Origin of the sequence: Brevibacillus laterosporus, assembly GCA_007833815.1 — a bacterium.
Taxonomy (GTDB): domain Bacteria; phylum Bacillota; class Bacilli; order Brevibacillales; family Brevibacillaceae; genus Brevibacillus_B; species Brevibacillus_B laterosporus_D.
The window spans coordinates 1,612,037-1,636,369 of the sequence record CP033464.1 but is presented as its reverse complement, the minus strand read 5'-3'; the positions used below and the strand labels follow the sequence as shown (position 1 = coordinate 1,636,369).

Sequence of the window (24,333 nt, the reverse complement as noted above, 5' to 3'; positions counted from 1 at the left end):
TCTCCTATGATTTTGTAAAACAAATCGCCCAATTTTCCTTATCCTCATAGCCAAACCGTTGCGATGAATTCGATGAGTCCAACCAAGTCATGACCTGTTCTAGCTTTCTGCCTTGTAAGCTATCTTTTCCCGGATGCTCGAATGCCCAGTCTGTTAATTTGCCAACTGGTTCTACCTCTCCTAGGGCAGACTCTTTCATCAACGCTGCAACGGTAATGCTTCCAACAAAGTCATCCGTTGAAGACAGCTCTCGATCCACATCAACTACCATCATCAAATCGGCACGGTTCTCCCTTATCAGATTGTATGCCCAGCCCAGACTGCTCAAGCCTCCATAAAGATCGGTCAATGTAGCAGAAGGTCCTTTAAAATCAAATTGCAAGGTAACAAGTGCGGTGGGAGAGCTTGAATCAATAGACAAGCTCTGATGAGGTCTAATTCTTCTTCGCTGTTGATGAAAGGCATAAAGATAGGAATCAATTTCTGCAAAAATCGCATTAGGCACATTCATAATGACTCCTCTTCGATCTGGAGCAGGTAAAAGATTTTTCTGTTCCAACAAAGAAACAACATTGGCAACAGATTGCAGGAGAAATGGTGTCAATTTTTGATGAATTTTGAACGGCTTTGGTGTGAGTAATGACGTGATGGCTGATTCATTTACTTTGCAAATCAATTTATTCGAGCTCCTCCGCTCTTTATCTATAAAGAAATGATATCCGGCCACAATCGCGATTGCTTCCCTATTCATCGAAAAACCTCTCTATTTTATTGAATAAATGTAAATTATTCCTAAATCGTCTATATGTTATCACGAGCTTCAAAAAATGACAAGATAGCATTATTCGACATTTTATTTTTCTATAACATACTTTTTTTGTAAATTTTCAAGTAACACGTTCATTTATTTATCCAAATTCAAACCTAATAAAATTTCTGGTTTCTTGCATCATTGTTACTATACTGGAGGTTTCGCAAATATCATATTTTACCAATTTATTGTGACCAATAAAAAGAACACCTGCAATAGTACAGGTGTTCATCTATCATAGCGTTACAATTACGCCCCAAATCTCTTTCTATATCCACATTTCCTACATAATTCCTCAACAGCTTCCCTTCTAGAAAATCCATAGAAAAGATTATTTGCTCTCTCGCTCTCTACGATTTCAGAAAAAGGCGTATCTTGGATATTTCCTAAATTAATAACACCTTCTCCATCCAAACAGCACGGTATCACGGTTCCATCTACGAGTATTCCGGCTTGACTTCTCAGGGCATGGCAAAAGCCTTTTCCATCGTCTTCCGGTGCGTGCAAGCTCGGCCATTCAAATTCATGATCCTGATTTATATAAATTCTTTCAGCAATCTTGACTCCGCTACCCGGAATCACTTTTTCTTCAATTTTGTAGTCTAGATTAAATTCTCTTTCCAGTACCTCTAATGTCTCTCTGTTTCTACTCTTTTGAATGTTCGTCGCGTTATCTTGGTCTAGATTCCATAGCCTAAACGATATGATAACGTTATGTTCTGCCGCCTCCCGAACAAAGGAAAGAATGTTAGCCAGATATTTATCTCGATCAACCGAGCCCTCGTGACCATCAAAACTATGCAGTGAGAAGTTCATTTGGCGCAACGCTGGCTTTCCCAATAACTTGGCCCGATTTTTTTGAATAAGCGTTCCGTTTGTAGTGATGTTGACCTTAAACCCTTTCGCATGGCTTGCATCCAACAGCTCATCAATTTTGGGATGAAGAAGAGGCTCGCCTTTAACATGAAGATAGATATGCTTGGTGTGTGGTTTAATTTGATCCAATATATTAGTAAAAGTGTCCAGCTTGATAAACTTAGCTTGTCGACTCGTTTGTGGACAAAAGCTACAGGCAAGATTACAAACACTGGTAACTTCGATATATACCTTTTTAAATGTCTTCAAAGCTTGTTCCTCATTCCGTATATTTCTGTAAAGATAACATTCATATTGTTTTACATATCTCCTAAGTGTCTCATAAACGGACCTTAGGTCATGTTGTCTCAGGACAAGAGTTCAATCGAGTTAAAAAATGTCAAGATAATCGAAACCTTCTCAACTTTACTCCCACTTCCGCTTATTATACATGAAAAAAACTCAAGCATGATTTCAACTTGAGCTTTTCCAGTATATACAGGTTGATGAATGTGCTATTTGCTAAAAATTTATTACTAGAACCAGACAGCATTCCATTTGAGAGGACGGCCAATCGTAGAAATTACAGTTAGATAGGTATTGTTTTTTTAATGGCTGTATACTGCGACACTCTTAGGTAGCCTAATTGGATACCCCCCATTCACGAGTCTCTTGTTGCACCCTCCACATTCGGGCATACATAAGCTTGTTTATCTGAACGAGTATCACTAGTAAAAAAATTCGAATTACAAAAGGCAATCAAATATAATATAAATCTTCTTGTTTCTTTTGCTCTTTTTATTCTGGAAGAAAAGTAAGATGGCTCATTTTCTCCGTTACGAATTCTCAAGGATTCTCTTAGGATTAGATGCCATTCAGAAGGAAATACTTGTAGTGCATATTCTACCGCTTTCCCTTTCGAAATAATTTCCTTAAACTTCAGCGTGTAATAAATTCGGCACAATGTTAATACAGCGTCCTCAACCCATCCATCAAACAAGAAATAGATACGGCTTTTTCCTTTTTTCGCCCAATATTCATTTACGTTATAGTTCATTGTCTCTTCAACATCCAACCATTGTGTAGCAATACGCAATTCTTCCAGACGTTTCCCCACAACTGTTACACCATGATGTTTTAACGTCCACCACGTCACGTGATTAATATCCCAGTATCCCATTTTTTTGAATGTTCCACTAGCACAGCATGGATACGGCTGTAAGGATTTATTATCCTTCCCTATGTCCTCCAGATTGATATACATACCGTCCAGTCTCTTTGCAAGTGAATTACCTTTCTTTAGCGTATGATGAAGCTTCCGAACTAATTCAGTTTCTGTATTTGTTAAGCTTCTTTTTAAGACTGTAATAAAATCTATATCACTTTTATGCTCATCAAATGCTGACAAAGCGATCGAACCATATAAATAAACTCCGTGTATTACATCGGGTAATTCAGACATTAATAAGTTAGTATAGTCTTGTAATAGCGGACTAATCTTTTCCGGTATGGTAACATCCATAGCTAAATCCTCATTTCTTTTTAGGTACCTACCTACCAATATACCAAATATTTGTAATATTTAACTCCCTATGCTACATTTATTTGATGTTCCATTTTTAGAAATCGTTTACAAACTAAGACGATTTATATTGTTGTTTGCTTCTGTTTACAATGTAATAAGAATGAATAGGACGCAGTAACAAGTGCAACAAATACGATCACCCCACTAAACCACCCAAAATGACGCACTGAGGTGTATTCAATCATCACGCCTTCTAAGCCCGCACCCAACGTAATACCTAGATTCAGCACTGCCGTATTATCAATAAAATTCCCTAATATTCTACATTCAAAAAATCAGATAGAATTGAATGGCTGGAGTCGTCGCCCAAGTAGTAGCCCCCCATTTATCTACCGCATAGCTTCCGAAACGAGACCCAATAAAGGCAGATATGCCTAATAGAAGTAGTGCAGGAAGGACTGGGCATTACAATCGGTCCAGAATTATTTCTTAAAAACCAGCCAAAAATTCGATCCAGACCTCTCAAGCGAATGCATTGGCGGTGTGTGGCATTAGCTTGTCCATCCATTCAATGTGCCTCCTCAGCAGTTCAAGCCTTCCTTAGTGTTGTTTCGGGAGTATTTACCAATAAGAATTAGTTACAGTCCACTAAACCATCAAAAAAGGGCGAAGCCAATTTTGGCCCGCCCTCCCTTTTCATAAAATCCAATCTCCCAATAGCTCACTTTAACAGGAAATCATATAGTACAAGAAAAAGTACGATAATAAAAGCTATGATATCAGTAACAAACTTTTGTTTCCTTTTAGTTATTTTGGAATATCTATATGAGACACCTGCATATGAAAAAGCTTATTTCTTATTTTCTTTGCTTCTCGCAAGTAGCATGTCAACAATTAGATCAATTTGTCCAGTAATTGCAATCGGATCATAACGATAATACGTATCAAAGTCGTTATAGAACAAGGTATTGTTCTTGGTTGCCTTCAGATTTTTCCAAACCGCTGAAGTCTGCAATTGATTTAACGCTTCTCCCTTTTTCTGAGGATCATAAGTCGTCAGGAACATGTAATCAGCAGCATACTGTGGTAGTATCTCCATGGACAGCTTCAAAGTTTGGTCCTCTGTACTATTCTTAGCATGTGGCATTTTCAGCTTCAACGCATTATAAACCGCTTGTCCACCTCGGCCAGCATTATCCCCAAATATCCACAGCTCACCCTTATCTGTCAGTTCATAAAGTCCAAAGGTAGCATTCTCGTCGATGACACCCTTTAGCTTCTCACGACCATCCGCGGCCTTTTGGTCATACGCAGCGATAAACTTCTCTGCTTTTTCCTTTTCCCCTGCAATATCGCCGAACAGTCTTACTGTTTCATAAATATTAGTGGCAGTGCCATAGGGGATGTGCAAAGTAGGAGCTATTTTCGACAAGGCTTCATAGTTTTCATCTTTCATAACAACAATCAAATCAGGTTTTAGCTGCAATGTTTTTTCCGTACTAATAGGCTCTCCGATATCAGTAACACTTTTCAGCAGATCGGTCAGGAACGGATTTTTGAAGGTGGTTGGCTCAACACCGACAACATTTGCTCCTACAGAAAGCAATTCACCACCATAAAAATCTGTAACGATTCGCTTAGGTTTTACTGGGATGTTCACAACTCCCTTTTTTGTTTCAAAGCTGCGGAATCCCTCAGCTGTTGCTTTGGTGTCCTTTTCCTTTGGTGTAGTAGCACCGCTGTTTGTGTTACTCGTTCCGCCACAAGCAGTCATGAGGACAGACAGCACAATGAAAATGGTAGTAACGAAGAAGAGTGATTTTTTCTTTAACATGTAAGTCTCCCCTATATGTATGACAGTGTAAATAAGTTTGATAATGATTCTCAATTTCGTAGTAAATGTATCAAACAACGTTATCTCTGTCAATATGAGGATGTTACTTTATTGGAGTAGCCTCATACAGAATTAAAAATATGAAATCAAAAGGTATTTTTTTAATAGACCTCATCGTTTCATTTAATTGAAATGATGGTAATATTTACAATTACATACTTAAAGAGGGCGTTTAATAATTTGAAGAAAAAAATGGTTATTCCCGTTATCGCTATCTTGTTAGTAAGCAGGTAAAGAATTTACCAAGGAAATTACCTATAACGTTCCAAGCGGAAAAACTTACAAGTATTTTATCTTCCCTATATATGACACATATTATCTTGATATCTGGGAAAAGCCCCTCCTTGGTAAAGAAAGGAAAGTAGATGTAGGAACCCTAGATCAGCCAACTGGTTTTTATTTCACTTGGCAAGAAGTATAATTTAAATAATTTAGAAGCAACACTATTTGCAAACTAGTTGAGTGTTGCTTCAATTTTTTTAAAAGGGGTGAATTCAATGAAACATTGGTTAGATAAAATAATCTATTTAATTTTAGGAATCGTTGGTGTGGTGTTAATTTTAAATAGTACAAAATTCGGCATTGAAAATGGAATAAAATATCACGAAGGTGACTTCGCTTCCTATTCAATCCCAGAAATGAACAACTATTTGTTTGTCTCTCTTATAGAGTCTTATCGCCTTTTAGGAATGATTCTGTTACTAATTTCAGCAATTGGGTTTATGATATGTACTTGGTTTACTTTAATAAAAACAGATTCCTACATTACTGACATTGAGCAATAGAACAACTCCACGTGACTTTTTTAAAGTGTCCAATAATCGTGTACAATCACAATGCAATGTGATTTATTTTTTGTTTTCAAATCAGTTCTGTATTTTGTCTATCTTGGTACACAACTCATATTACAGTTCTCTGGTAAGTAGCGACAAATTTTGGGCTAGCCACTACCAATCCTGCTAGCTCAAGTTCTGTTCAGCCAAGATGATCTTCAACAACCCAAATTTCACCATCATTCCACAACCACTAATTCGACATTTACTTTTGCTCAATTATTTCGCGTGAAGAAGGATGTTTGTTTAAATGAACAGTCCTCCAAAAAATTACAAATAAAAACCATTTTAAACTATATTCCCCGTATTAACTTCTCAGCCTTTTTATCCTTCTTAATTTCTCGATTTGTATCTGCATATTCAAACCACGAATCCAGAATTACTCTTGGCTCCGCCTCAATAATACTTTTTGCCTTTTCCACATTACCTTGTTTAAAAGCTTCAATGATAGAAATTAAATCTGTACGGTCTAATAATTTTACATTATTGATCCCAGCCAAGGTTTCGCATGAATCAGTATATCTAGTTGTTGCAATCAGAATTGACTTCTTTGCTTTATAGAATCTCATCGATGAATATACCTCTTGTACGCCACTAATACCTACTAGATTATCAATACTATAGCGTTTCGCTTGTACTACATTTCGAACTCCAGCTCGATCTGTAAAAACAAGGTCAGCACCAAAATCTCTACTACCCACCGTTTTATAAACTTCTTTATAGCCTAGTGCATGAAACAGTCTATATAAATATATCTCAAATTCTGAGCCATCAAGCATTTTATCTATATCATGGATATCTATAGACAATGGATCAATATCATTTGTTATTTGTCTCGTATTTGGAGATTTTTTGGGGAAACTCCCGAATTTCAGAAATATTGCAACACCTATAATCAGAATCAAAAGCAAGAAAAAAATCAATTCCATCTCGTATTCTCCTATCAATGATTTTTCATACTTAACTATAAGAAGTACCTGCGATCTGCTTCGAGGACTAGTATGCATCCACCAATAATCCCCATTTTAACCCTTGATTATTATATAACAATTGTAAAAATAAGTAACTTAAAAAAGAAAAGCACCTCAATGAGATGCTTTTCATCGTATATACATACCTACAGCCGTACCACAGCATCTATTACAATGCCGTGACAAACAGTCCTCCTAGTGAATGCAGGTCATTTCATTCTATAAATTATTCATTCTCCGTAACTTTAGAAATAAAGTCTCCTGATGCAAATGTTACATCATTTGGTCCGATTTTTTTATGCTCCCATTTCGACTTATTCGTTACTTTCACCTTGTCTCCTACTTTATAAGTGTGAGCCTCCGTAAAGGTAACATCAACCGTCTCCGTTTTTCCTTCATTGTTTTTGTATTCTACTGTAGCATAACCATAATCACTATCTGAATCTGTGACCGTTCCGAATATAAAGTCTTCCGCTTCTTTCTCAGCAACTTTAGAAATAAAGTCTCCTGATGCAAATGTTACATCATTTGGTCCCATTTTTTTATGCTCCCATTTCGACTTATTCGTTACTTTCACTTTGTCTCCTACTTTATAGGAGTGAGCTTCCGAAAAGATAACATCAACCGTCTCTGTTTTTCCTTCATTGTTTTTGTATTCTACCGTAGCATAACCATAATCACTATCTGAATCTGTGACCGTTCCGATTATAAAGTCTTCCGCTTCTTTCTCAGCAACTTTAGAAATAAAGTCTCCTGATGCAAATGTTACATCATTTGGTCCCATTTTTTTATGCTCCCATTTCGACTTATTCGTTACTTTCACTTTATCTCCTACTTTATAGGAGTGAGCTTCCGAAAAGATAACATCAACCGTCTCTGTTTTTCCTTCATTGTTTTTGTATTCTACCGTAGCATAACCATAATCACTATCTGAATCTGTGACCGTTCCGATTATAAAGTCTTCCGCTTCTTTCTCAGCAACTTTAGAAATAAAGTCTCCTGATGCAAATGTTACATCATTTGGTCCCATTTTTTTATGCTCCCATTTCGACTTATTCGTTACTTTCACTTTATCTCCTACTTTATAGGAGTGAGCTTCCGAAAAGATAACATCAACCGTCTCTGTTTTTCCTTCATTGTTTTTGTATTCTACCGTAGCATAACCATAATCACTATCTGAATCTGTGACCGTTCCGATTATAAAGTCTTCCGCTTTATTCTCAGCAACTTTAGAACTATATGAAGAATATATATCAACTGAATCGCCTATATTTATATTTTTCAGCACATTAGCAGGCACATTTTCAGTAAAGATTGTAAGCCCCTGATTTGTTTTTCCAGTAACAATTCCTGTATATTTCTCTCTTTGCTGTTCGAAAAGAGTTTGTTGTGAATTACCTTCTGCAATAGAAAGACTCGAAGGGATAGCTGCATGCGCTGATATAACCTCTAATCCTGGAAGATTTGCCCCCATTAAGGCTCCAACACTTAATACGCCTGTTAAAACTAGCTTTTTCATAGTTGCATCTTCTCCATTCATTAATTTTTTGCTAGATCTAGTCAAATTTTCATCTAATTTCCTCGAGGTTGTAATAATTATAGTTACACATTGTTTTTTAAGTCAACAAAAAAAACCTTACACTTTTGTAAGGGAAAAATGAATATATAGACACAGATATATATAGTTCATTCTTATTGATACATAACTTTCGCTTCTGCGTTTTCTTACTATTCTTCAAAAATTCCCTAAAAGTATACTCCATTTTCCCTATAGAAAAATCCCCTCCTAGTCAATACAGCAAGGTGTTTTGCTTCTTACTGTCTACTAAGAAGGGATAATATCAGAAACGATCTATCACTACTTATCCACCCTCATAGGTGATAGCTAGAAATGACTGGCTTTCTCCGTTTTATCTTTCGCCAGATCGTTCCCCTAGATTTTAAACTTGCCCAATAAAGTCTGAAGCTCCTCAGCCATACCTGCCAAGGAATCGGCTGCATGGGTTATTTCCTCCATAGTCGCAAGCTGTTCCTCCGTTGATGCAGAAACCTCCTGCGTGCTTGATGCCGCTGTTTCTGCGACCTCCGTAATCATTTCCATGGAACTGACCATTTCCTTCGATCCCTCTGACAATTGTTTAATCGCTGCTGTGACCTCCTGAATTTGGGCTGTCACCTGCTCTACAGTTACTTGAATCAGTTCGAAGGAATCTCCAGCCGTATTAATCAGGTTGATCCCCTCTTCCGCTTCTTGGGTGGCCAAATCCATCGAATGGACAGCTTGATTCGTCTCCCCCTGAATGCTCATAATCAGCTTATCCACTTGTTCAGCCGAATGAGTCGATTGCTCTGCTAATAATCGGACTTCATTCGCAACAACAGCGAATCCCCGACCATGCTCGCCTGCTCGTGCTGCTTCAATAGCTGCATTTAATGCTAACAGATTGGTTTGCGTAGCGATATTTGCGATAACGTCAACAATTTTACCGATTTCCTCGGAACGCTCACCCAAGCCTTTAATGACGCTTGCCACCTTTTTAACTGTATGATTAATGGAACTCATCTGTTCTACTGCTGTCTGAATCGAATGACTGCCTTCTGTTGCTTTAACAGATGCTTCAATCGCTTTAGCTGTTACCTCTTCAGAATGGGAGGCCATTTGCTCTACACCCAGTGACATACGTTGTACGGTTTCCGTGGTTTCTTCTACGCTATGAAATTGCTTTTCGACCCCCGTGGCTAATAATTGAATGGTCGTGCTGATTTGCTCTGTTGCTTTACTTGTTTGATCTGCATTTGCAGTTAACTCTTCAGCCGAAGCGGCAACCTGATTTGCACTAAAGCCTACCTGACCAATGAGAGTGCGAAGATTGGTCTGCATCTGTTGAAACGATTGAGATAGCATTCCAATCTCATCCTCCCCGTTCACGCTGATCGTTTCAGTCAGATCCCCTTCACTAATTTTGCGGGAGGCTTTTATTAATCTCATCAGAGGATTGGTAATGGAAAGAATGACGAAGATCATCAAAATTGTACCTGCCAATAAAGCCGCTACGATAACGACTAGGGTACGGGTAAAGATAGGCTGAACTGCCTCTTGAATCTCTGCGGAAAACATCAGACCAGCTATCTTCCAGCCCGTTATTTTATTCGTTTCATACGAGATGAATTCATTTGTTTCATCTAGCTCGATCTGACCTGACTTCTTCGCAAAAAGCTCCTCTTCCCACTTCTCCTTAAAATCAGTTCCGCTTTTTATCGTGGGATGAACCAAATATTTGCCTGTTTGATCCACGATAAATGCGTAGCCCTGTTGCCCAATTTTAACCTGCTGAACTACCTTTGCGATATTATCTAAATTTAAATTCATCGCTACTACACCGGAATTATCCTCAAGTGTTTTTGCAATGGTTACGACCACCTTGCCCGTCGATGCCGATACATAGGGCTCTGTAATAATCGTTTGCCCTTTCTTTGCTATTGCATCTTGATACCAAGGTCTATTTCTTGGATCATAGTCCTCAGTCATCTTCTGAACAGGTTCTTGAATCATCACTCCCTCTTTGGTCCCAACATACACACTAACCAATTCAGGATGAAGCGCATAATACTCTTTCAATCTTTCTCTTATGGGAGCTTGAGCTCCCCCTTGTAAAAACGGTTCGGTTATTTGCTTGGAAAAGTATGTGATATCATGGATTTTTGGATCAATCGTATCGTTGATAATCTGATCCAGCATATTTACGCTTCTTACACCAAAGTTGTTAATTTCCTCACGCATTTTGTCTGCTGCAATTTCATAAGACATCAAACCAATTACAATACTTGGAATGATTAAAATGATTGCAAAGGAAAAAATTAATTTCCTTCTAATCGTCAAAGTTAACCTGAATTTCCATCCCATATTATAATTTTCCTCTCCATGCGTTTTTTCGTTGTGTAATGTTTATCGGATAAAATTTTCACTGTGAATATAGCAGTTCCATATTTTTTATTATGGTAATTAATTACAAGCATAAAACCTTACAATTTCAGGCATTAACGGGTATTTTAGGCGGTAAATAGAATGAAAGAAATGAGCGAATTTTATTGATTGATTTTAAGAGAACGATACGATATAATTTTAATTAACAGAATATTAAGATAATTAAGGAGGTGGTCATTATGAAAATTCAAGCGAAAAAGGTAGAGCAAGTTTCTCCAACTCTTATGACCTCCGTATAGTGAATGAAAAGCTGACCCAAGCTTGGACTTACCCCTGTCAAGTAGACAGCATTAAAAAAGCCTAAGCAGCCAGTGTGTTCCGGTATTCGACCGGGGCACACTGGTTTAGTTTTTTCTGAAATCGTTCATGGTTATAAAACCATATGTACTTTTCAATGGCTTGAAAGAGCTCTTCATCTGTTTTACACTCAGAAAAGTACAATGTCTCTGTTTTGAGATGAGAAAAGAAGGATTCTATGCAGGCGTTATCGAGGCAGTTTCCTTTGCGAGAGTGGCTTCCTCTCACGCCAAACTCCCTCAGTCTCTTATTGTACTGCTTAGACGTGTATTGGAAGCCCTGATCAGAATGCAGGATGGCTTCCTGCACGTCTCTTTGTTTTGCTAACTGCTCCAGAGTATCTAAAACAAGTTTTAAATCATTCCGATGAGAAACCTTCCAGGCAACAACTTCGTTGTTAAAGAGATCTTGGATTACCGATAGGTAATAAAATCGATCGTTCAGTGCTACAAATGTAATATCTGTTACATACAATTGATTTGGTTTTTCGGCTGTGAACTTTCGATTAAGTAAGTTAGGGTTAACAATGGATGCAGTTTTACCAAAAAAGCGCCGTTTCTTACGAATGATGGACTGAACGTTCATCTCCTTCATCAACCGATATACCCTCTTGTGATTCACAATAAATCCTTTCTTTCTCAATGCAATTCGCATTCTTGGATAACCGAAGTATGGATGTACACGATGAATCGCCATCATATGTTCCTTTATGAGTTTATTATGTTGTTGCCTTTTTGCACGTTCTTCTTGCGTATGTTTCCACTTGTAGTAACCAGCGCGGGAAACTTTGGCTATCTCCACTAACCAAGTAACAGGGTACTTCCTTACCAACTGATCAATAACCGCAAACCGAGCTACTTTTGAAACCCACCCTCCCCGTGTAGATTTGGATAACGCTTTTTTAAGTATTCTACCTGCGCTTTTAAATAATCTCTTTCCTCTTCCACGTTAGTGAATTTTGTACGTGGACGCCCTATAAAAGGATTATCTCTTTTAGATGTTTTACCTCGTTGATCCTCTAAACCATCTCCGTCTCGGTATTTCCTGACCCAATTCTTGATCTGAGTAGGACTAGGCACTCCCAATTCTTTGGCAATCGCTTCATAGCTGATCCCTTTTTGTTCGTAAAGAGCAATAGCCTTCTGTTTAAATTCCATCGTATATCGTTGAAATGTTTGTCCTTTTTTAGCCATACGAAAAATCCCCTCCGAGGATAGTGTAGCACCCACCGCTAGGTGAGTGGGCTTTTTACACTGTCTACTCAAAGGGGATAATACCAGCTTTCTACTTAGGGTCAGCTTTTTCGTTTTTGCTTTCACGATAAATCTTTAACTTAAAATTCAAAACAAAAGGAAGGGGTACGTACATGGAGATACTGGATAAATATATAGAGGCAACGAACACCCACAACTTTGATGAAGTGAAAAAATTGTTACATCCAAATGCCCTTTACTACTTCTCAAATTGTACCTGTACTACTCACCAAGAAATACAGGCATACTTTGAAAACGCTTGGTCAATCATCCAAAACGAGATTTATAAAGCACAAGATATCCAATGGCTCCATAAAGGTAATGACTCTGCAACCTGTACGTATACGTATTGCTATGAAGGCTATATGAATGGAAAGTACACAAGTGGACAAGGAAGAGCCACCAATATATTCGTTAAGGAATCTACTGGATGGCTGCTCATTCATGAACATCTAAGTCCGTTACCCGCAAAAAAGATCTAGACTTCTAGATCTTTTTTGCATTACTTTAGCCTAATTGCCAACAGCGGCAGTTGTAGCCACATACTCTCTTTGCAGAACCCCCATGTGGAAAACGTCGCTCCACTTCCCGTCTCTAAAGATGTATTCACGCGAAATACCCTCGTGCTTGAATCCCATTCTTTCATATAGGGCAATGGCTTTTTTGTTAAAAGAAAACACTCGCAATGATACTCGGTGTAGATTTAATTCTAAAAAGGCGTAATCTAATAGAAGCCTCAACGCTTCCGTTCCATAGCCTTTTCCCCAATACGCCTTCTCACCAATGTCGATGATGCACTCCGCATTTCGATTTTTATAATCAATTTGGATAAGTGAGACGATCCCAATAGGGGTTTCCGACTCCTTATCGATAATCATATAACTTTTTGATGTGCTTGATCCTAAAATAACCTGATTAACAAATTCTTGTGTGTTATCTAATGTACACAGATCAATAGCTGGATTGGTAGTTCGCATGACCTCCATATCGTTTCTCCATGTATGATAAATCGTTACATCATCGGCAGTCATTTTTCTCAGATAAATTCTTGCAGATTGAAACAACATAATCTTGCTCCCCTTTTTTAGTTATTTTCTACTTTTATTTTTCTGGAATCGGACAAAGCAATTCCTTCAATGAAAATAGCAAAACCTCCATTTGCTCCTTCACCTTTGTTTTTTCGGGCCCCAAATGAGCGGTATCTAACATTAAACCATCGATAAATGAAATGAGATAAAGCGAAATGGATTCAACAGGAATACGCGGACGAATATCCCCCCGCTCTATTCCCTTCTGAAAAAAAGTAGTTACTACCTCAGCTATACGTTGGTAGCGTGCTGTTACATAGGGATAACTATCTCTATTTTTGCGGTAATTCGTTGATAGAAAAAACTCCGAATTAGCCAGCAAAAGAGATTGATCAAGCCTTTGCATTTCCTGCTGCTGCTGATTAACCCACTTGGTTATTTGTTGCCAGGACGTACCTTTATCATCTGTACCGAAAAAAAGTACATCCTTTTGATCCTCAGCATGAAGAAGTTCGATGTATACGTGCTCAATGTTATCGAAGTACGCATACAAAGCGCCTCTCGATACCCCTGCCTCATCCAAGATGTCCTGCATCGTCGCTTGGGTATAACCCTTTTCAATAAACACTCGTTTTGCCGCTTGTAACAAATCCATTTTCTTTTGCTTTTTGTATTCCTCGCTTACTCTTGGAGCCATAATGGTTCGCGCCTCCTGTAAAATATACATTTATGTCGTTTTTGTCGGTACGTTTATTATAAAAGACATTAATGTCGGTTTCAATAAAAGGAAACAAAAAGATCCCATTATCTCTTTTCATTTACATCACTTTATGAAAAGAAAAAAGCACCCAGATAGGTGCAAGTAAAAAAGAGCAGCTTTATCGTAGCCGCCCCAATTATCATATATTTTATCCTAAATGGATTATTTAGGTTGTCCCATAAATTCTGTAAGCTTTGCAAAATTTCCTTGATTCCCCATACCCTCAACCATTCGATCAATTGATTGTTTCGTAAACAGAAAGTTTGTTTCTAAGGTAGAATACACCAACTCCCGAGTGATTGCGGAAGCATCAAGAATATGTGCAAACTCTGAAACATTGTCGCGTATTTTTTTATCATACTCAGCGGTAATGAGATTCCCTGTCAATTTATCAGAAATCAAATAGAGAAAAATATGAAGCTTTGATTGCTGACCAGATGATAAGTTCTGTTCTGTCAGCCAATCATAGTAGGTATATTTCTCGTGCAAAAGAGTTCCTCCTCGTTCATTCCTAAGCAACGAACCAGAGTAGCCACTCAATAGTAACAACGATTTCCTGGATTGTTCCATCCGAAAGATTGGAGTTCGCTTTCAAAAAGTTCCTTACTTGATCTTTCACATAAACAATAGCGTATTCTTCTTTTTGTTCCCAACCCTTGACGAGGCCCTCCAAGAAATCTGCTATTTTACTAGACCATCTCTTAAATGATTGAGCCGCCGCAGGAGATAGCTTACTAATTGCTTGTTCTAACGTGGCGCCCCCTTTTCTAATGTGTGTAACAACTTTTTTTACACTTTCTTTCGTAATATGTGTTTTCCATCCATACGTCCCTACCTGTTGAGCTCCAACCTCACTGTTCGGTACTACTACAGCCTGCTGAGCTGAAGACACGGTCGACGCTGAAACTGGAATTGCTAGAGATACAGCCAATACTGACGTAGACAAAAGACTTAAAATCGTTTTTTTTGATAGTTTACGCATAAATCTACCTCCATCCAGCATTTACTTACATCATTATCATAATTAGGTAATAAATGTAAGTAAATGGGTCTTATCTACCAAATGTTAATCTTTTGCTATGATAGGTTAACATTTAGTATACATCCATTAGATATAGTATTAGTTAACTATACGATATGAATAGAATGATAGAGCTCTACCATGTTTTTTAGACATATAAAAACTCTGACAATTTTGCATCAGGGCTTTGTTTTTCCTAGATTTTCCCCGTTTATTGTTGCTACACCTATCATCATAATCTAGTAAAGAAAGGCTACACTATCCAAATAAAAAGGTAAATACGATACATACTAGTTCACCTGTAATAAAAAAATAACATTTTTTCCATAACCAGTTTTTAGCTTATACAAGATGTAACGAACATACTACACAGAATCTAAATACGATTACATCCCTATGGTGTTAGTTTGTAAATCAATTATCTAGGTGACAAAATGCATACAACTATGAACCATTATACCCAGTGAAATTAGGGGTAGGATATATTTTCGTGTCGTTTTTTGTCTAAATTTAAAGAGGGTTTCTAATTTTTTATTCTAAGGAAAATATTCAAGACGCGGTGCAAAATAATCATAAAGGGGAAAGAAAGCTGGTTTGCAAGTGCATGATGCTTTTTACTAACACAGAGGAATGTTCTAAAAGAAGACTAAACTCAAGATTATGCACTCACTTGAACTGAAAAACAAGCTAGAAGGAAATATTTTAGAAATTTTTGGTAATAAACAACGTTCTTAATTAGTTATTTTTGTAATTTTTGTTTAATAAAACAAAAAGGAGGGTGATTCTTTTGATGAAAAGATTTTTGTTAAGCTTACTTGCACTTCTTACCACACTAAGTATGTCCACATCTGCTTTTGCATCAATTGAGAGTAATACTAATTCTCCTATTGAACAAAGCGCAGAATATACTTACACCTACAATGGAATAACCCTTACTGGACTAAACCCATTGAGTGAGAATCAATTGGAAAGTATGTATGAGAGCTTGATGAAAGAAAATAGAACATCAGTCATTGAAGGACCTGGTGGAAGTACCGAAATTGTGTATGGTCCAAAATACGACCATTATAACCATAGTGCCCACAGAGAAATGGCCGACATCATTGTTTCTTGAGTAGCAGAGAAGATTCCAATTCCAACAAAAAAATTTAAAAAGGCACTCTTAGGTTGGACTATTGCGAAGCTTTCTGCATGGAGTAAGAAAGCATTAGCTGATACTTATGTTGGATATTGGGTTTGGAAGGTACAAGATTCCGATATAAAATCTGATATTTACTATGAGACTGTTGTTCACTACAAAGATGAAAATTTTAAGAAACCGAAACGCAGTTAAGAGCTTTTGTGAAAAATTCAAAATCAAGCTTTTTTATCTATATCTGGTCTACATTGTTTTATATTTGCTGGTGTTTGGATTGATAATCCCCTTACCAGCCTAGATAGCCAACTTAGGAAAAATATAAACTCTACATTTTACCCAAGTATGTAGAACCGGTGATTTTATTACCCTCTGCAAACGCCTGACCAGTAACAAAGTATACGCAATCGGAAAGTACATCAAGGTACTGTAAAAATAGCAGCCTGTCGTGTCTGTCTCACTATGCCAATACTCCCCCGGCACAAATCCATCCATTACTGATCTGCATAAAAGATCAATCTATCTCCCTGTTGATAAATGAACATGAATGAACATGAATTAAAATCATAATAAACCAACCCAATCCTATCCCTCCCTTAGTCCCCCAGCTTGTTTTCTCTCAACTCAGTATCTCATTAGTCTCGCTCCTTCTGTTTCTCTGATGATAAAATCCTTGTAAAAGTCTGCAATCTCTTTTACCACTTAATAGTCCCATACGTCGTAGATAGCCTTAGCGTGGTAAAATGAAAAAATGCGTGCAGAAAGGAGCTTATCATGGAAAAATCCACATGGAAGCCTATTGTCTAAAGCACCCAGGAGCGGTTCATGATTACAAAGTGGAATGGGAAGCAGATCGTTATCAGGTAGGAGGAAAAATGTTTGCAATGCTTGGTGGAGATTCAAACGGAAAGCCTATCCTATCCTTAAAATGTGATCCAGCTCGAGCCGAACAGCTAAGAGAAACATATGAGGGGATTATTCCTGGTTACTACTTGAATAAAAGTCATTGGAATTCTATTTATTTAGATGCCGATATTCCTACTGAATTGTGGGAGAAGCTGATTACTCATTCTTATGAATTGGTTTTTCATAAGCTTCCTAAAAAAATTCAAAAGGAATTAGTAAAATAGTGCTGCCAAAAGGACAAAAAAACTACTGACAAAGTATTCTAGTCAGTAGCTTTTCATTATTTACCAAACTGAGAGACCACTAACATTACCACCGTCCGATCTATCAATCGCTCTATCAGTAAGTATGGATACGGCTGGTTTCCCCGGACTTTGAAATAAATAGCCCCCCATATGATCACCGCCATCAACCTTGTACCCAGTAACATCTATTCCAGTTATGTTTTTTATGAGCGGTTTACCCACTGACATCGCTTCGTCTTTTGATTTGATACTATGATTGAGATTCCTAATTTTACTTGCCATTTTATAAAACATTTACTTAAATATAAGAGTGTGGTGTCGAAATGTGTCATTTAAAGCCATTTTAATACTATATTGTAATATTTTCATAATCTTCAATTTAATATATGTAAATGAAATATATAGGTTGAAGAATAGAATTCGCTTCTATAGCTAATAAAGCAGAACAAAAAAGGAAAAAGGAGAGAATTTTAGATGAATTTTTTAAAAAAGATATTCGGTGGTAAGAACAACGGAGAAAAGTCAAAGGACGGCACTACTATTTACAAGTATGAAGAAACATCTAGTTATTCACCGCCAGCTCCCATGGAATATGTAGAAGAAATCGTTGAACATTTTAAAACAGTATTTCCAGGAAGAGAAAGCAGTGTTTTTCATGAAATTATATCAGATACCATACATATTGATGTGAATATAATGAAACCTACTGAAGAAGAGCCATTTTGGGTCTTATATACAACTGGTATGAGTGATTTACAAATGACGATACCAGTTGAGATGCAAGAGCAGCTTGAGGATAAATTCGATCGGGCAGAAGTTATGATGTTTCTTCCTGCTTCTTGGGAACTGACAGAAGAATCGATACAGGATGAAAATAATTATTGGCCTATCAGACTTATGAAGCAAATGGCCCGTTTTCCTCATCAGTATAATACCTGGTTGGGTTATGGACATACCATCCCCAATTATCAGGACTATGAACCATATGCAGATGGAACTGGGTTAAATGGAGTTGTCATATTTCAGTTAAAGGATGAACTCAGCGTCATTTCAACAAAGGATGGTAATAAGGTTTATGCCTATTTCTTACTTCCTTTATATAAAGAAGAAATGGATTATAAATTAGAACATGGCATGGATGGACTGATGGAAAAATTATCGGAGTTAGGAAATGAAGTGCTGGTTTTACATCCGAATAGAAGGAATACTTGTGAGTAGTTGAGTTAGTTAGCTGTCAAGAGTAGGGGTTTTTTCAATTTTGATTTACATGTTGGAAAACTACTCAGGTTACGTTTGATAGTCATACTGTGGTTATTTTCTAGATTTATAAAAAAGGCAACACAAAAAGCCCTTGGAATTCAAGGGTTTTTTGTGCATTTATTTTGATGCAAGTGAGGATAGGCTCTCTTCATGTGTGGAACAATCTCTATATTTAGTTGGTGATAAACTGTCGGAGAACAACAGAGTGCAAAAGCATTTCACGATGATCCACAAGGTTAATAGTAAGAGGACATTATAAACTTATTTCTTTAAGAACCCTATACATACAACTTGATAGCAAAAAATAGAGGGTAAAGGTGTAAATGTGGATATTGTTTGATTACCAGTAGTTATCTCGATCTATGGCAGATCGTAATTACTATTAAAGATAGCTGAAGGGAGAGAATATACTGTGGGATCTTTTTTTACAGCTGTCGTCCTGTTTAGCTTATTATGTTACCTGTATTTAAATTCCGAAGTAAACCCAATGCTACTAATCTTATTAGGGATATCAGCTTTAGTAAATGTGTATCGTGGGTTTAGGGAAGTAAAAAAAGATCGTAGGAAATTGAAAATATGATCTACTGATCAGTACTGATAATATGTATCTAAACAGACGTCAGAACTTCTTGTATTCTGACGTTTGTCTTATTATTCGGGTTTTAGCTACACTTTTATCTACAAACTAAATTACTTGTTCTGCAGCTCCTGCCCGCTTGTAATACGTACCCGATCGGCAAGTTCTCCAAGGTATTTCGCTTGCTCCTTCATTCTCATTGCATCACTAACTTTCTATCACGTTTTCACAACCAAAATAAGTTCATCTGTTAGCATTTGATCCATAGTTGTAATTTTATACCATCATAAATATGGTATAATTGTTTTTCAGCAATGTAATAGTACTTATTAGAGGGGATGTAAATTTTGTCAGATAGTTTAACAATACGCAAAATCATTAGTAAGATTACCTCTGGACAAATACGTATCCCAGCTTTTCAAAGGGGATTTGTTTGGTCTCCTGAGCAAGTAGCCTTGTTGCTAGACAGTATTTATAAAGGTTTTCCTATCGGTAGTGTATTACTATGGAGAACTAGAGAACGATTAGAGGTAGAAAAAAATCTTGATAATTTTACTCTCCCAGAACCTCAAAAAGATTATCCTATTGATTATGTACTTGATGGTCAACAAAGACTTACATCTATTTTCAGCGTGTTTCAAACAGATTTGGAACCTGAAAACGATGAGGGATGGCTAGATATTTACTTTAGCTTCACAAGTGACAACGATATTCACGAGAGTAGATTTACCCCATTAAAAAAAGAAGATTTTGATAGAAACAAGTATTTTCCAATGAGTGTTATGCTTGATTCAGTAAAATATAGGCAGGCATGTTAAGGATTACCGTTAGAAATTGTTGAACAAATTGATAAAGTCCAAGAAAAGTTTAAGGAAGCTGTTGTTCCAATAGAAACAATGGAAACCGAAGATAGAACCCACGTTGCAATAGTCTTTGAACGAGTAAACAGAGCGGGTGAACCTCTAGATACATTCCAGCTTTTGTCTGCATGGAGTTGGAGCACAGAATTTGATCTTCAAGAAGAGTTTACGGATTTAGCAGAAGAACTAGAGCCTTTTGGATGTGGTGATATTTCATTAGATAAAGATTTACAGCTTAAATGTTGTAGTGGTGTTATCTTAGGTGAGGCACCCCCTCAAGCTATTATGAGTTTGAAAGGTGCAGATGTAAGAAGTAATTTTTAGAAAATAAAGAACGGTATAAAAGGCAGCATTGATTTTTTACAGAGGGAGTTTAAATTTTTTTCTTTGAGAACCGTTCCATATCCTGCCATGATTGTTTCATTAACCAGATTTTTTGCCTCTGAAAAAATAAATGGTATTTCTTATACTAGTAAACAAAGAGACACTCTAAAAAAATGGTTTTGGAAAAATTGTTTTGGAAAAATTGTTTTTCAAGAAGATACTCCAGTGGCATTACAGGTGTTCATAAGCAAGATCTTCTAGCGATGGATAAACTTAGAGAAGATGAAAACTATTCTATCGCCGACTTTAACTGTGAAATTGATGAAGGCTTCTTTAGAAATAATCAATTTTTTATTACTGCTGTGAATACTAAAACTTATATTGCATTATTAGCGAGCAATGATCCAAGATCATTTATCTCTGGAGCACCCATTGATTTAAGTAAAGTTCTAAAGAATTGTAATAAAAATGAATTTCATCATGTATTGCGTCTTGATGCTCCTTCATTTCCGCTTGAACAACTACGAGCTCAACTAACGTTAACCCCAGCACATTGCACAATAGACAACTGTGGACCTATATGTAATCCATACAATTCCTCTCCTTGTTCAAATGCTCAGAAAAATACTTGATAATACCATCCTCTGCATCATTCGAATATTCCCATACCATGGCACCAGCCAAGGTTTTTTCCTTCACGTAGATGACTTTTGTCTGCAATGCTTACTTATCCTCATACGTTATAAGCGTATCTCCACCATACAAGTAAGCTACCTTCGCCTTGCGTCTGACAGGCCACTTTAGAAAAATAATGAAACTGCCTACGGTTCCACGATAAAAAGCTTACACATACGACGCTTATGTTGCGGATGGGTCAGAATGTGAAGGTGGTTGCTGACCGCCTCGATCATACCAATGTCTATGATCCTGAATGTCTACGCTCATGACACTATCAATATACAACAAGAAGCTGTTGATCATTTTGATTGAATTAATGAAGCTTTCGAAAGCCAACAAGATAGCATGATTTCCATGTGATCAATCCGTGGTCAAAGTTAAAAATCAAGAGTTTGTGTGGTCATCACAACATTATATAGAGATGATAAAAGCCCTTGTGTTCCAAGGGTTTTCGTCGTTTCTATGGAGCTTATTCACAAATCGGAAGTGTCACACTCTCAACATGTCCCTTATGCGGTAAGCGTAGTTGAGGAGACAACTTTCTTAATTAAATTACACATCAACCTTCACTACATCCTAAACAGGTATCCACCAGAAATCCTCATCATTCTTCAACTTGATCTGTTTAAACGTTGAATCAAACTTATCTACCCATCCCCAAGCGGATTCTATCACGCCTCTGCCCTCTTTTGTCTCTTTCCCCAGCTAATTGTAAGAGCATAGTCATACTGACGTGAGTCAGATATCCGATAGCAAAACTCAGCTAGCTCATCCTCTTCGATGATAGGTTTCTCAATCAGTTTCTTATCCTCGTGATGCTGACGTATCTATCTCGGCGTGTTCGGGCAAGATGAATTTTGTTACAAGCGGATCAAGTAGTTTGCTAGCCATATAAACATCCCCTTAAATACGAATGTGTGTTTCTGTTTTATTGGACGATGGGGAGATTATGCAACGAAAAAATAATGACAAAAATACATAAGCAATATTGTATTATGACAGATTTATGGAAAAGTCTAGAAAAAAGTCGAAAAGTAGTCTATTGTTAAACTGTTAATTGGTATTTTTTTGCTAATAAGGCAGTTGATTGTAAGTATTTTTCATATGAACTAGGAGGACTATTATGCTAAAAAAAATGACAAGTTTAATGATGGTTTTTGCGCTAATTTGTAGCATGTTCGGCATTCAAAGTATTCAGTCCGTAAGAGCTGAATCAAGTAACCTGCTTTATGATGAAAAAAATCCGATACTAGATATCGAAGGCAATGAAATCGGAGAAGAAATTGAAAAGGTTTATAGGGAAGTAACGAAAGATTCAGAAGAAACCTTAGTAAAATTGATAACCATAACAGAAAATAAATACTATAATGATGAAAACGAAAACACTACTGACCGAAAAGTTACCGAGATTAAGATAACTAATGATAAAAAGTTTTTTATTAACGGTGAACAATTGTCTCAAGACTTTTTAAATCAACCAGTTACAGCAAGTGAAGATAGGGTTTCCTTTGCAAAAGCCTTTAAAGGTGAGAGTGGCGGTCGTGCGGGAGTAATCACTTATAATGAGATTAATGACGACTATTATTATCTTAAGGCTTTTCCAAAGGTAAATGATTTTTTAGAAGAGCCTAGCGGTAAAGGATTAGTAAAATATAGCAATGGTAATGGTAATGCATCCAAATTCATTAGATATGCAGACAAAGTTGATAGTAAACATGCAGATATAATAGATGCACAAGTCACAATTGCATCAATGATAGGTGCAGCTTTGGTAACTTGGGAAACCGTCATTTTGCTACTTCCAGAAGCAGGGGTAGCAGGCTGGAATGCAGTCAAACTCTACAATGCCTCGAATGCAGGTAAAGAAGCTCTTAAAGATGCGTATGACCTACTAAAAAATAAAATTACACCATACTAAGGATTAACTATGATAGATATTATTATCTGCTTACTTATACTAGCCTCAAGTATATATGCTTTATATAAGGTGTGGGGAAATAAAAAAGCAAGAGGAATAGCAGTGATATTGTTGGCTATAACCCTTAACATGGTTTATAAAGCAATAAAAGCTTATCTTAGCCAATAAAACCTTTAATCTGGATTGCCTGATTAGAAAAAAATTCAAAGGTTTTGTTATTTCCCCCCTTTCATATAGAACGCATTGAACAATTAATTAAGTTTGATTAGCACGTTTTATTGAAAGGGGGATTCCTCTAATTTTTAAGGTTATGGTTAAATATTTATTCTGTACGACTTGCCCACTAGCAACCCTCAACTCATCTGCCAACTGCCCAATCCTCACAGCCTTATCCTTCATGCCCATTTGATTGTAGAAAGCCCATTGCCCTTGTAAATGGCTAATAATTTCGTTTGCTACCCCTGGTTTCACTGTTATTTCCTCCTTGTCATATTTAGCTAGACTGTACTTCTCAATCAACCCACTTAGCTTAACCCAGATCAGCAACGTAGCCACCTTTACGGATGACATGGCAAGTCATTTTATCCAGAATCATTATATCTTTGGTTTCGAACTTTCTTAAAAAAGCACAAATTTGCGATATATTCGATTCCATGATTTGCGTCATACTTCTGCAACGATTCTAATTAATCAGGGAGTACACGCCAAGATAATTTCTGAAAGGCATTGTCACCTAAGTATTTCTACCACGAGGAATGTCTACGGGGACGCCCTCCAATCAGCAGATAAAGAAGCTGCTAATAAATTTGAATCCATATTTCAACCCAAAGCATCTGGCACCACAAAATAAGACACCAGATCAATTATCCGGTGCCTTTTACTCTTTTGTGATATAGTTTTATGAATTTGGTCAACAATCCATTATTTCGATACCTGTTATACTCAAATCCAAATCACTGTTATATAGCAAAAATCATTGTTATATCAACGTTTTAAGATACCTGTTCCTTTTTTAGCAAGCAAAGCCACACTCTCCACATGACTAGAGTAATCAAAATCGACAATTAAGATACGCTTACTCGCTAGTTAATTCCTTCACTGATTAGCCCAGGAAGATACAACTAAAGCACTATTTTTAAAATGAATTATTATGGTCCTTTTGACTTTTAATCTTCATTCGGACACTTTCTTTATTTA

19 protein-coding genes and 6 pseudogenes are annotated in these 24,333 nt (G+C 36.9%); 10 read left to right on the top strand and 15 right to left on the bottom strand.

Going from position 1 to position 24,333, the window contains the following annotated elements; all coding sequences use genetic code 11:
- Nucleotides 1-4: 4 nt before the first annotated feature.
- The 4 genes from EEL30_09330 to EEL30_09315 all read right to left on the bottom strand — a co-directional run bounded on the left by EEL30_09330 (nucleotide 5) and on the right by EEL30_09315 (nucleotide 5,025).
- The gene (locus EEL30_09330) at nucleotides 5-751 is read right to left on the bottom strand and encodes a hypothetical protein (protein QDX92505.1); all 747 of its coding nucleotides are present in this window, start codon (nucleotides 749-751) and stop codon (nucleotides 5-7) included.
- A gap of 309 nt (nucleotides 752-1,060) precedes the next feature.
- Nucleotides 1,061-1,936: a radical SAM protein gene (locus tag EEL30_09325; GenBank protein ID QDX92504.1), complete on the bottom strand. Its 876-nt coding sequence runs from the start codon at nucleotides 1,934-1,936 to the stop codon at nucleotides 1,061-1,063.
- A 391-nt stretch (nucleotides 1,937-2,327) separates the two neighbouring features.
- Nucleotides 2,328-3,188 carry a DUF4111 domain-containing protein gene (locus EEL30_09320; protein QDX92503.1) on the bottom strand — a complete coding sequence of 287 codons (861 nt, stop codon included), beginning with the start codon at nucleotides 3,186-3,188 and terminating at the stop codon, nucleotides 2,328-2,330.
- Nucleotides 3,189-4,041: 853 nt separating this feature from the next.
- Nucleotides 4,042-5,025 (bottom strand): iron(3+)-hydroxamate-binding protein yxeB, encoded by a 984-nt coding sequence (locus EEL30_09315; GenBank protein ID QDX92502.1) that lies wholly within the window; start codon nucleotides 5,023-5,025, stop codon nucleotides 4,042-4,044.
- A 557-nt stretch (nucleotides 5,026-5,582) separates the two neighbouring features.
- On the opposite strand from EEL30_09315, the gene EEL30_09310 reads away from it, so the two are divergent.
- Complete coding sequence (locus EEL30_09310) at nucleotides 5,583-5,870, top strand: hypothetical protein (protein QDX92501.1); 288 nt, start codon at nucleotides 5,583-5,585, stop codon at nucleotides 5,868-5,870.
- A 341-nt stretch (nucleotides 5,871-6,211) separates the two neighbouring features.
- Here the strand turns inward: EEL30_09310 and EEL30_09305 are convergent, their stop codons facing one another.
- From EEL30_09305 to EEL30_09290, 4 genes and pseudogenes are all read right to left on the bottom strand, one after another.
- A complete protein-coding gene (locus EEL30_09305) occupies nucleotides 6,212-6,847 on the bottom strand; it encodes a restriction endonuclease (protein QDX92500.1) in 636 nt (211 codons plus the stop codon).
- 763 nt (nucleotides 6,848-7,610) lie between these two features.
- Nucleotides 7,611-8,408: pseudogene (locus tag EEL30_09300) on the bottom strand (hypothetical protein).
- A 414-nt stretch (nucleotides 8,409-8,822) separates the two neighbouring features.
- On the bottom strand, nucleotides 8,823-10,793 hold the full coding sequence (locus EEL30_09295; protein QDX92499.1) for a HAMP domain-containing protein: 1,971 nt from the start codon (nucleotides 10,791-10,793) through the stop codon (nucleotides 8,823-8,825).
- 381 nt (nucleotides 10,794-11,174) lie between these two features.
- Nucleotides 11,175-12,364 (bottom strand): IS3 family transposase gene (locus EEL30_09290; protein ID QDX92498.1). Its coding sequence is split into 2 segments (ribosomal slippage): nucleotides 11,175-12,064 and nucleotides 12,064-12,364, totalling 1,191 coding nucleotides; the frame shifts between segments, so codons are not numbered across the junction.
- Between the two features lie 173 nt (nucleotides 12,365-12,537).
- Here EEL30_09290 and EEL30_09285 point away from each other — a divergent pair.
- Nucleotides 12,538-12,906: a DUF4440 domain-containing protein gene (locus tag EEL30_09285; protein QDX92497.1), complete on the top strand. Its 369-nt coding sequence runs from the start codon at nucleotides 12,538-12,540 to the stop codon at nucleotides 12,904-12,906.
- Between the two features lie 30 nt (nucleotides 12,907-12,936).
- On the opposite strand, the gene EEL30_09280 is transcribed toward EEL30_09285, so the two are convergent.
- The 4 genes from EEL30_09280 to EEL30_09265 form a co-directional block, all read right to left on the bottom strand.
- Complete coding sequence (locus EEL30_09280; protein ID QDX92496.1) at nucleotides 12,937-13,491, bottom strand: N-acetyltransferase; 555 nt, start codon at nucleotides 13,489-13,491, stop codon at nucleotides 12,937-12,939.
- Between the two features lie 34 nt (nucleotides 13,492-13,525).
- The gene (locus tag EEL30_09275; GenBank protein ID QDX92495.1) at nucleotides 13,526-14,149 is read right to left on the bottom strand and encodes a TetR/AcrR family transcriptional regulator; all 624 of its coding nucleotides are present in this window, start codon (nucleotides 14,147-14,149) and stop codon (nucleotides 13,526-13,528) included.
- 225 nt (nucleotides 14,150-14,374) lie between these two features.
- Nucleotides 14,375-14,701, bottom strand: coding sequence for a hypothetical protein (locus tag EEL30_09270; protein QDX92494.1), 327 nt, complete (start codon nucleotides 14,699-14,701; stop codon nucleotides 14,375-14,377).
- Nucleotides 14,702-14,723: 22 nt separating this feature from the next.
- A complete protein-coding gene (locus EEL30_09265) occupies nucleotides 14,724-15,194 on the bottom strand; it encodes a hypothetical protein (protein ID QDX92493.1) in 471 nt (156 codons plus the stop codon).
- 829 nt (nucleotides 15,195-16,023) lie between these two features.
- Between EEL30_09265 and EEL30_09260 the strand changes: the two are divergent.
- Both EEL30_09260 and EEL30_09255 read left to right on the top strand, forming a co-directional pair.
- Nucleotides 16,024-16,566: pseudogene (locus EEL30_09260) on the top strand (hypothetical protein).
- Nucleotides 16,567-17,156: 590 nt separating this feature from the next.
- Nucleotides 17,157-17,498 carry an MmcQ/YjbR family DNA-binding protein gene (locus EEL30_09255; GenBank protein QDX92492.1) on the top strand — a complete coding sequence of 114 codons (342 nt, stop codon included), beginning with the start codon at nucleotides 17,157-17,159 and terminating at the stop codon, nucleotides 17,496-17,498.
- 60 nt (nucleotides 17,499-17,558) lie between these two features.
- Here EEL30_09255 and EEL30_09250 read toward each other — a convergent pair.
- Nucleotides 17,559-17,774, bottom strand: a pseudogene (locus EEL30_09250) (hypothetical protein).
- A gap of 219 nt (nucleotides 17,775-17,993) precedes the next feature.
- Between EEL30_09250 and EEL30_09245 the strand changes: the two are divergent.
- The 4 genes from EEL30_09245 (at nucleotide 17,994) to EEL30_09230 (ending at nucleotide 21,172) form a co-directional block, all read left to right on the top strand.
- Complete coding sequence (locus EEL30_09245) at nucleotides 17,994-18,737, top strand: suppressor of fused domain protein (protein ID QDX92491.1); 744 nt, start codon at nucleotides 17,994-17,996, stop codon at nucleotides 18,735-18,737.
- A 963-nt stretch (nucleotides 18,738-19,700) separates the two neighbouring features.
- On the top strand, nucleotides 19,701-20,174 hold the full coding sequence (locus EEL30_09240) for a DUF262 domain-containing protein (GenBank protein ID QDX92490.1): 474 nt from the start codon (nucleotides 19,701-19,703) through the stop codon (nucleotides 20,172-20,174).
- Nucleotides 20,175-20,252: 78 nt separating this feature from the next.
- Nucleotides 20,253-20,540, top strand: coding sequence for a hypothetical protein (locus EEL30_09235; protein QDX92489.1), 288 nt, complete (start codon nucleotides 20,253-20,255; stop codon nucleotides 20,538-20,540).
- 173 nt (nucleotides 20,541-20,713) lie between these two features.
- Entirely contained in the window at nucleotides 20,714-21,172 is a 459-nt protein-coding gene (locus EEL30_09230) for a hypothetical protein (protein QDX92488.1), read from the top strand.
- A gap of 622 nt (nucleotides 21,173-21,794) precedes the next feature.
- Here EEL30_09230 and EEL30_09225 read toward each other — a convergent pair.
- Nucleotides 21,795-22,109: pseudogene (locus tag EEL30_09225) on the bottom strand (YolD-like family protein).
- A 232-nt stretch (nucleotides 22,110-22,341) separates the two neighbouring features.
- Here EEL30_09225 and EEL30_09220 point away from each other — a divergent pair.
- On the top strand, nucleotides 22,342-23,136 hold the full coding sequence (locus EEL30_09220; protein QDX92487.1) for a hypothetical protein: 795 nt from the start codon (nucleotides 22,342-22,344) through the stop codon (nucleotides 23,134-23,136).
- A 321-nt stretch (nucleotides 23,137-23,457) separates the two neighbouring features.
- Here EEL30_09220 and EEL30_09215 read toward each other — a convergent pair.
- Nucleotides 23,458-23,710 (bottom strand): annotated as a pseudogene (locus EEL30_09215) (mannosyl-glycoprotein endo-beta-N-acetylglucosamidase).
- Here EEL30_09215 and EEL30_09210 point away from each other — a divergent pair.
- Nucleotides 23,707-23,986: pseudogene (locus tag EEL30_09210) on the top strand (site-specific integrase). The pseudogenes EEL30_09215 and EEL30_09210 sit on opposite strands and share 4 nt — an antisense overlap.
- Nucleotides 23,987-24,333: the final 347 nt, after the last annotated feature.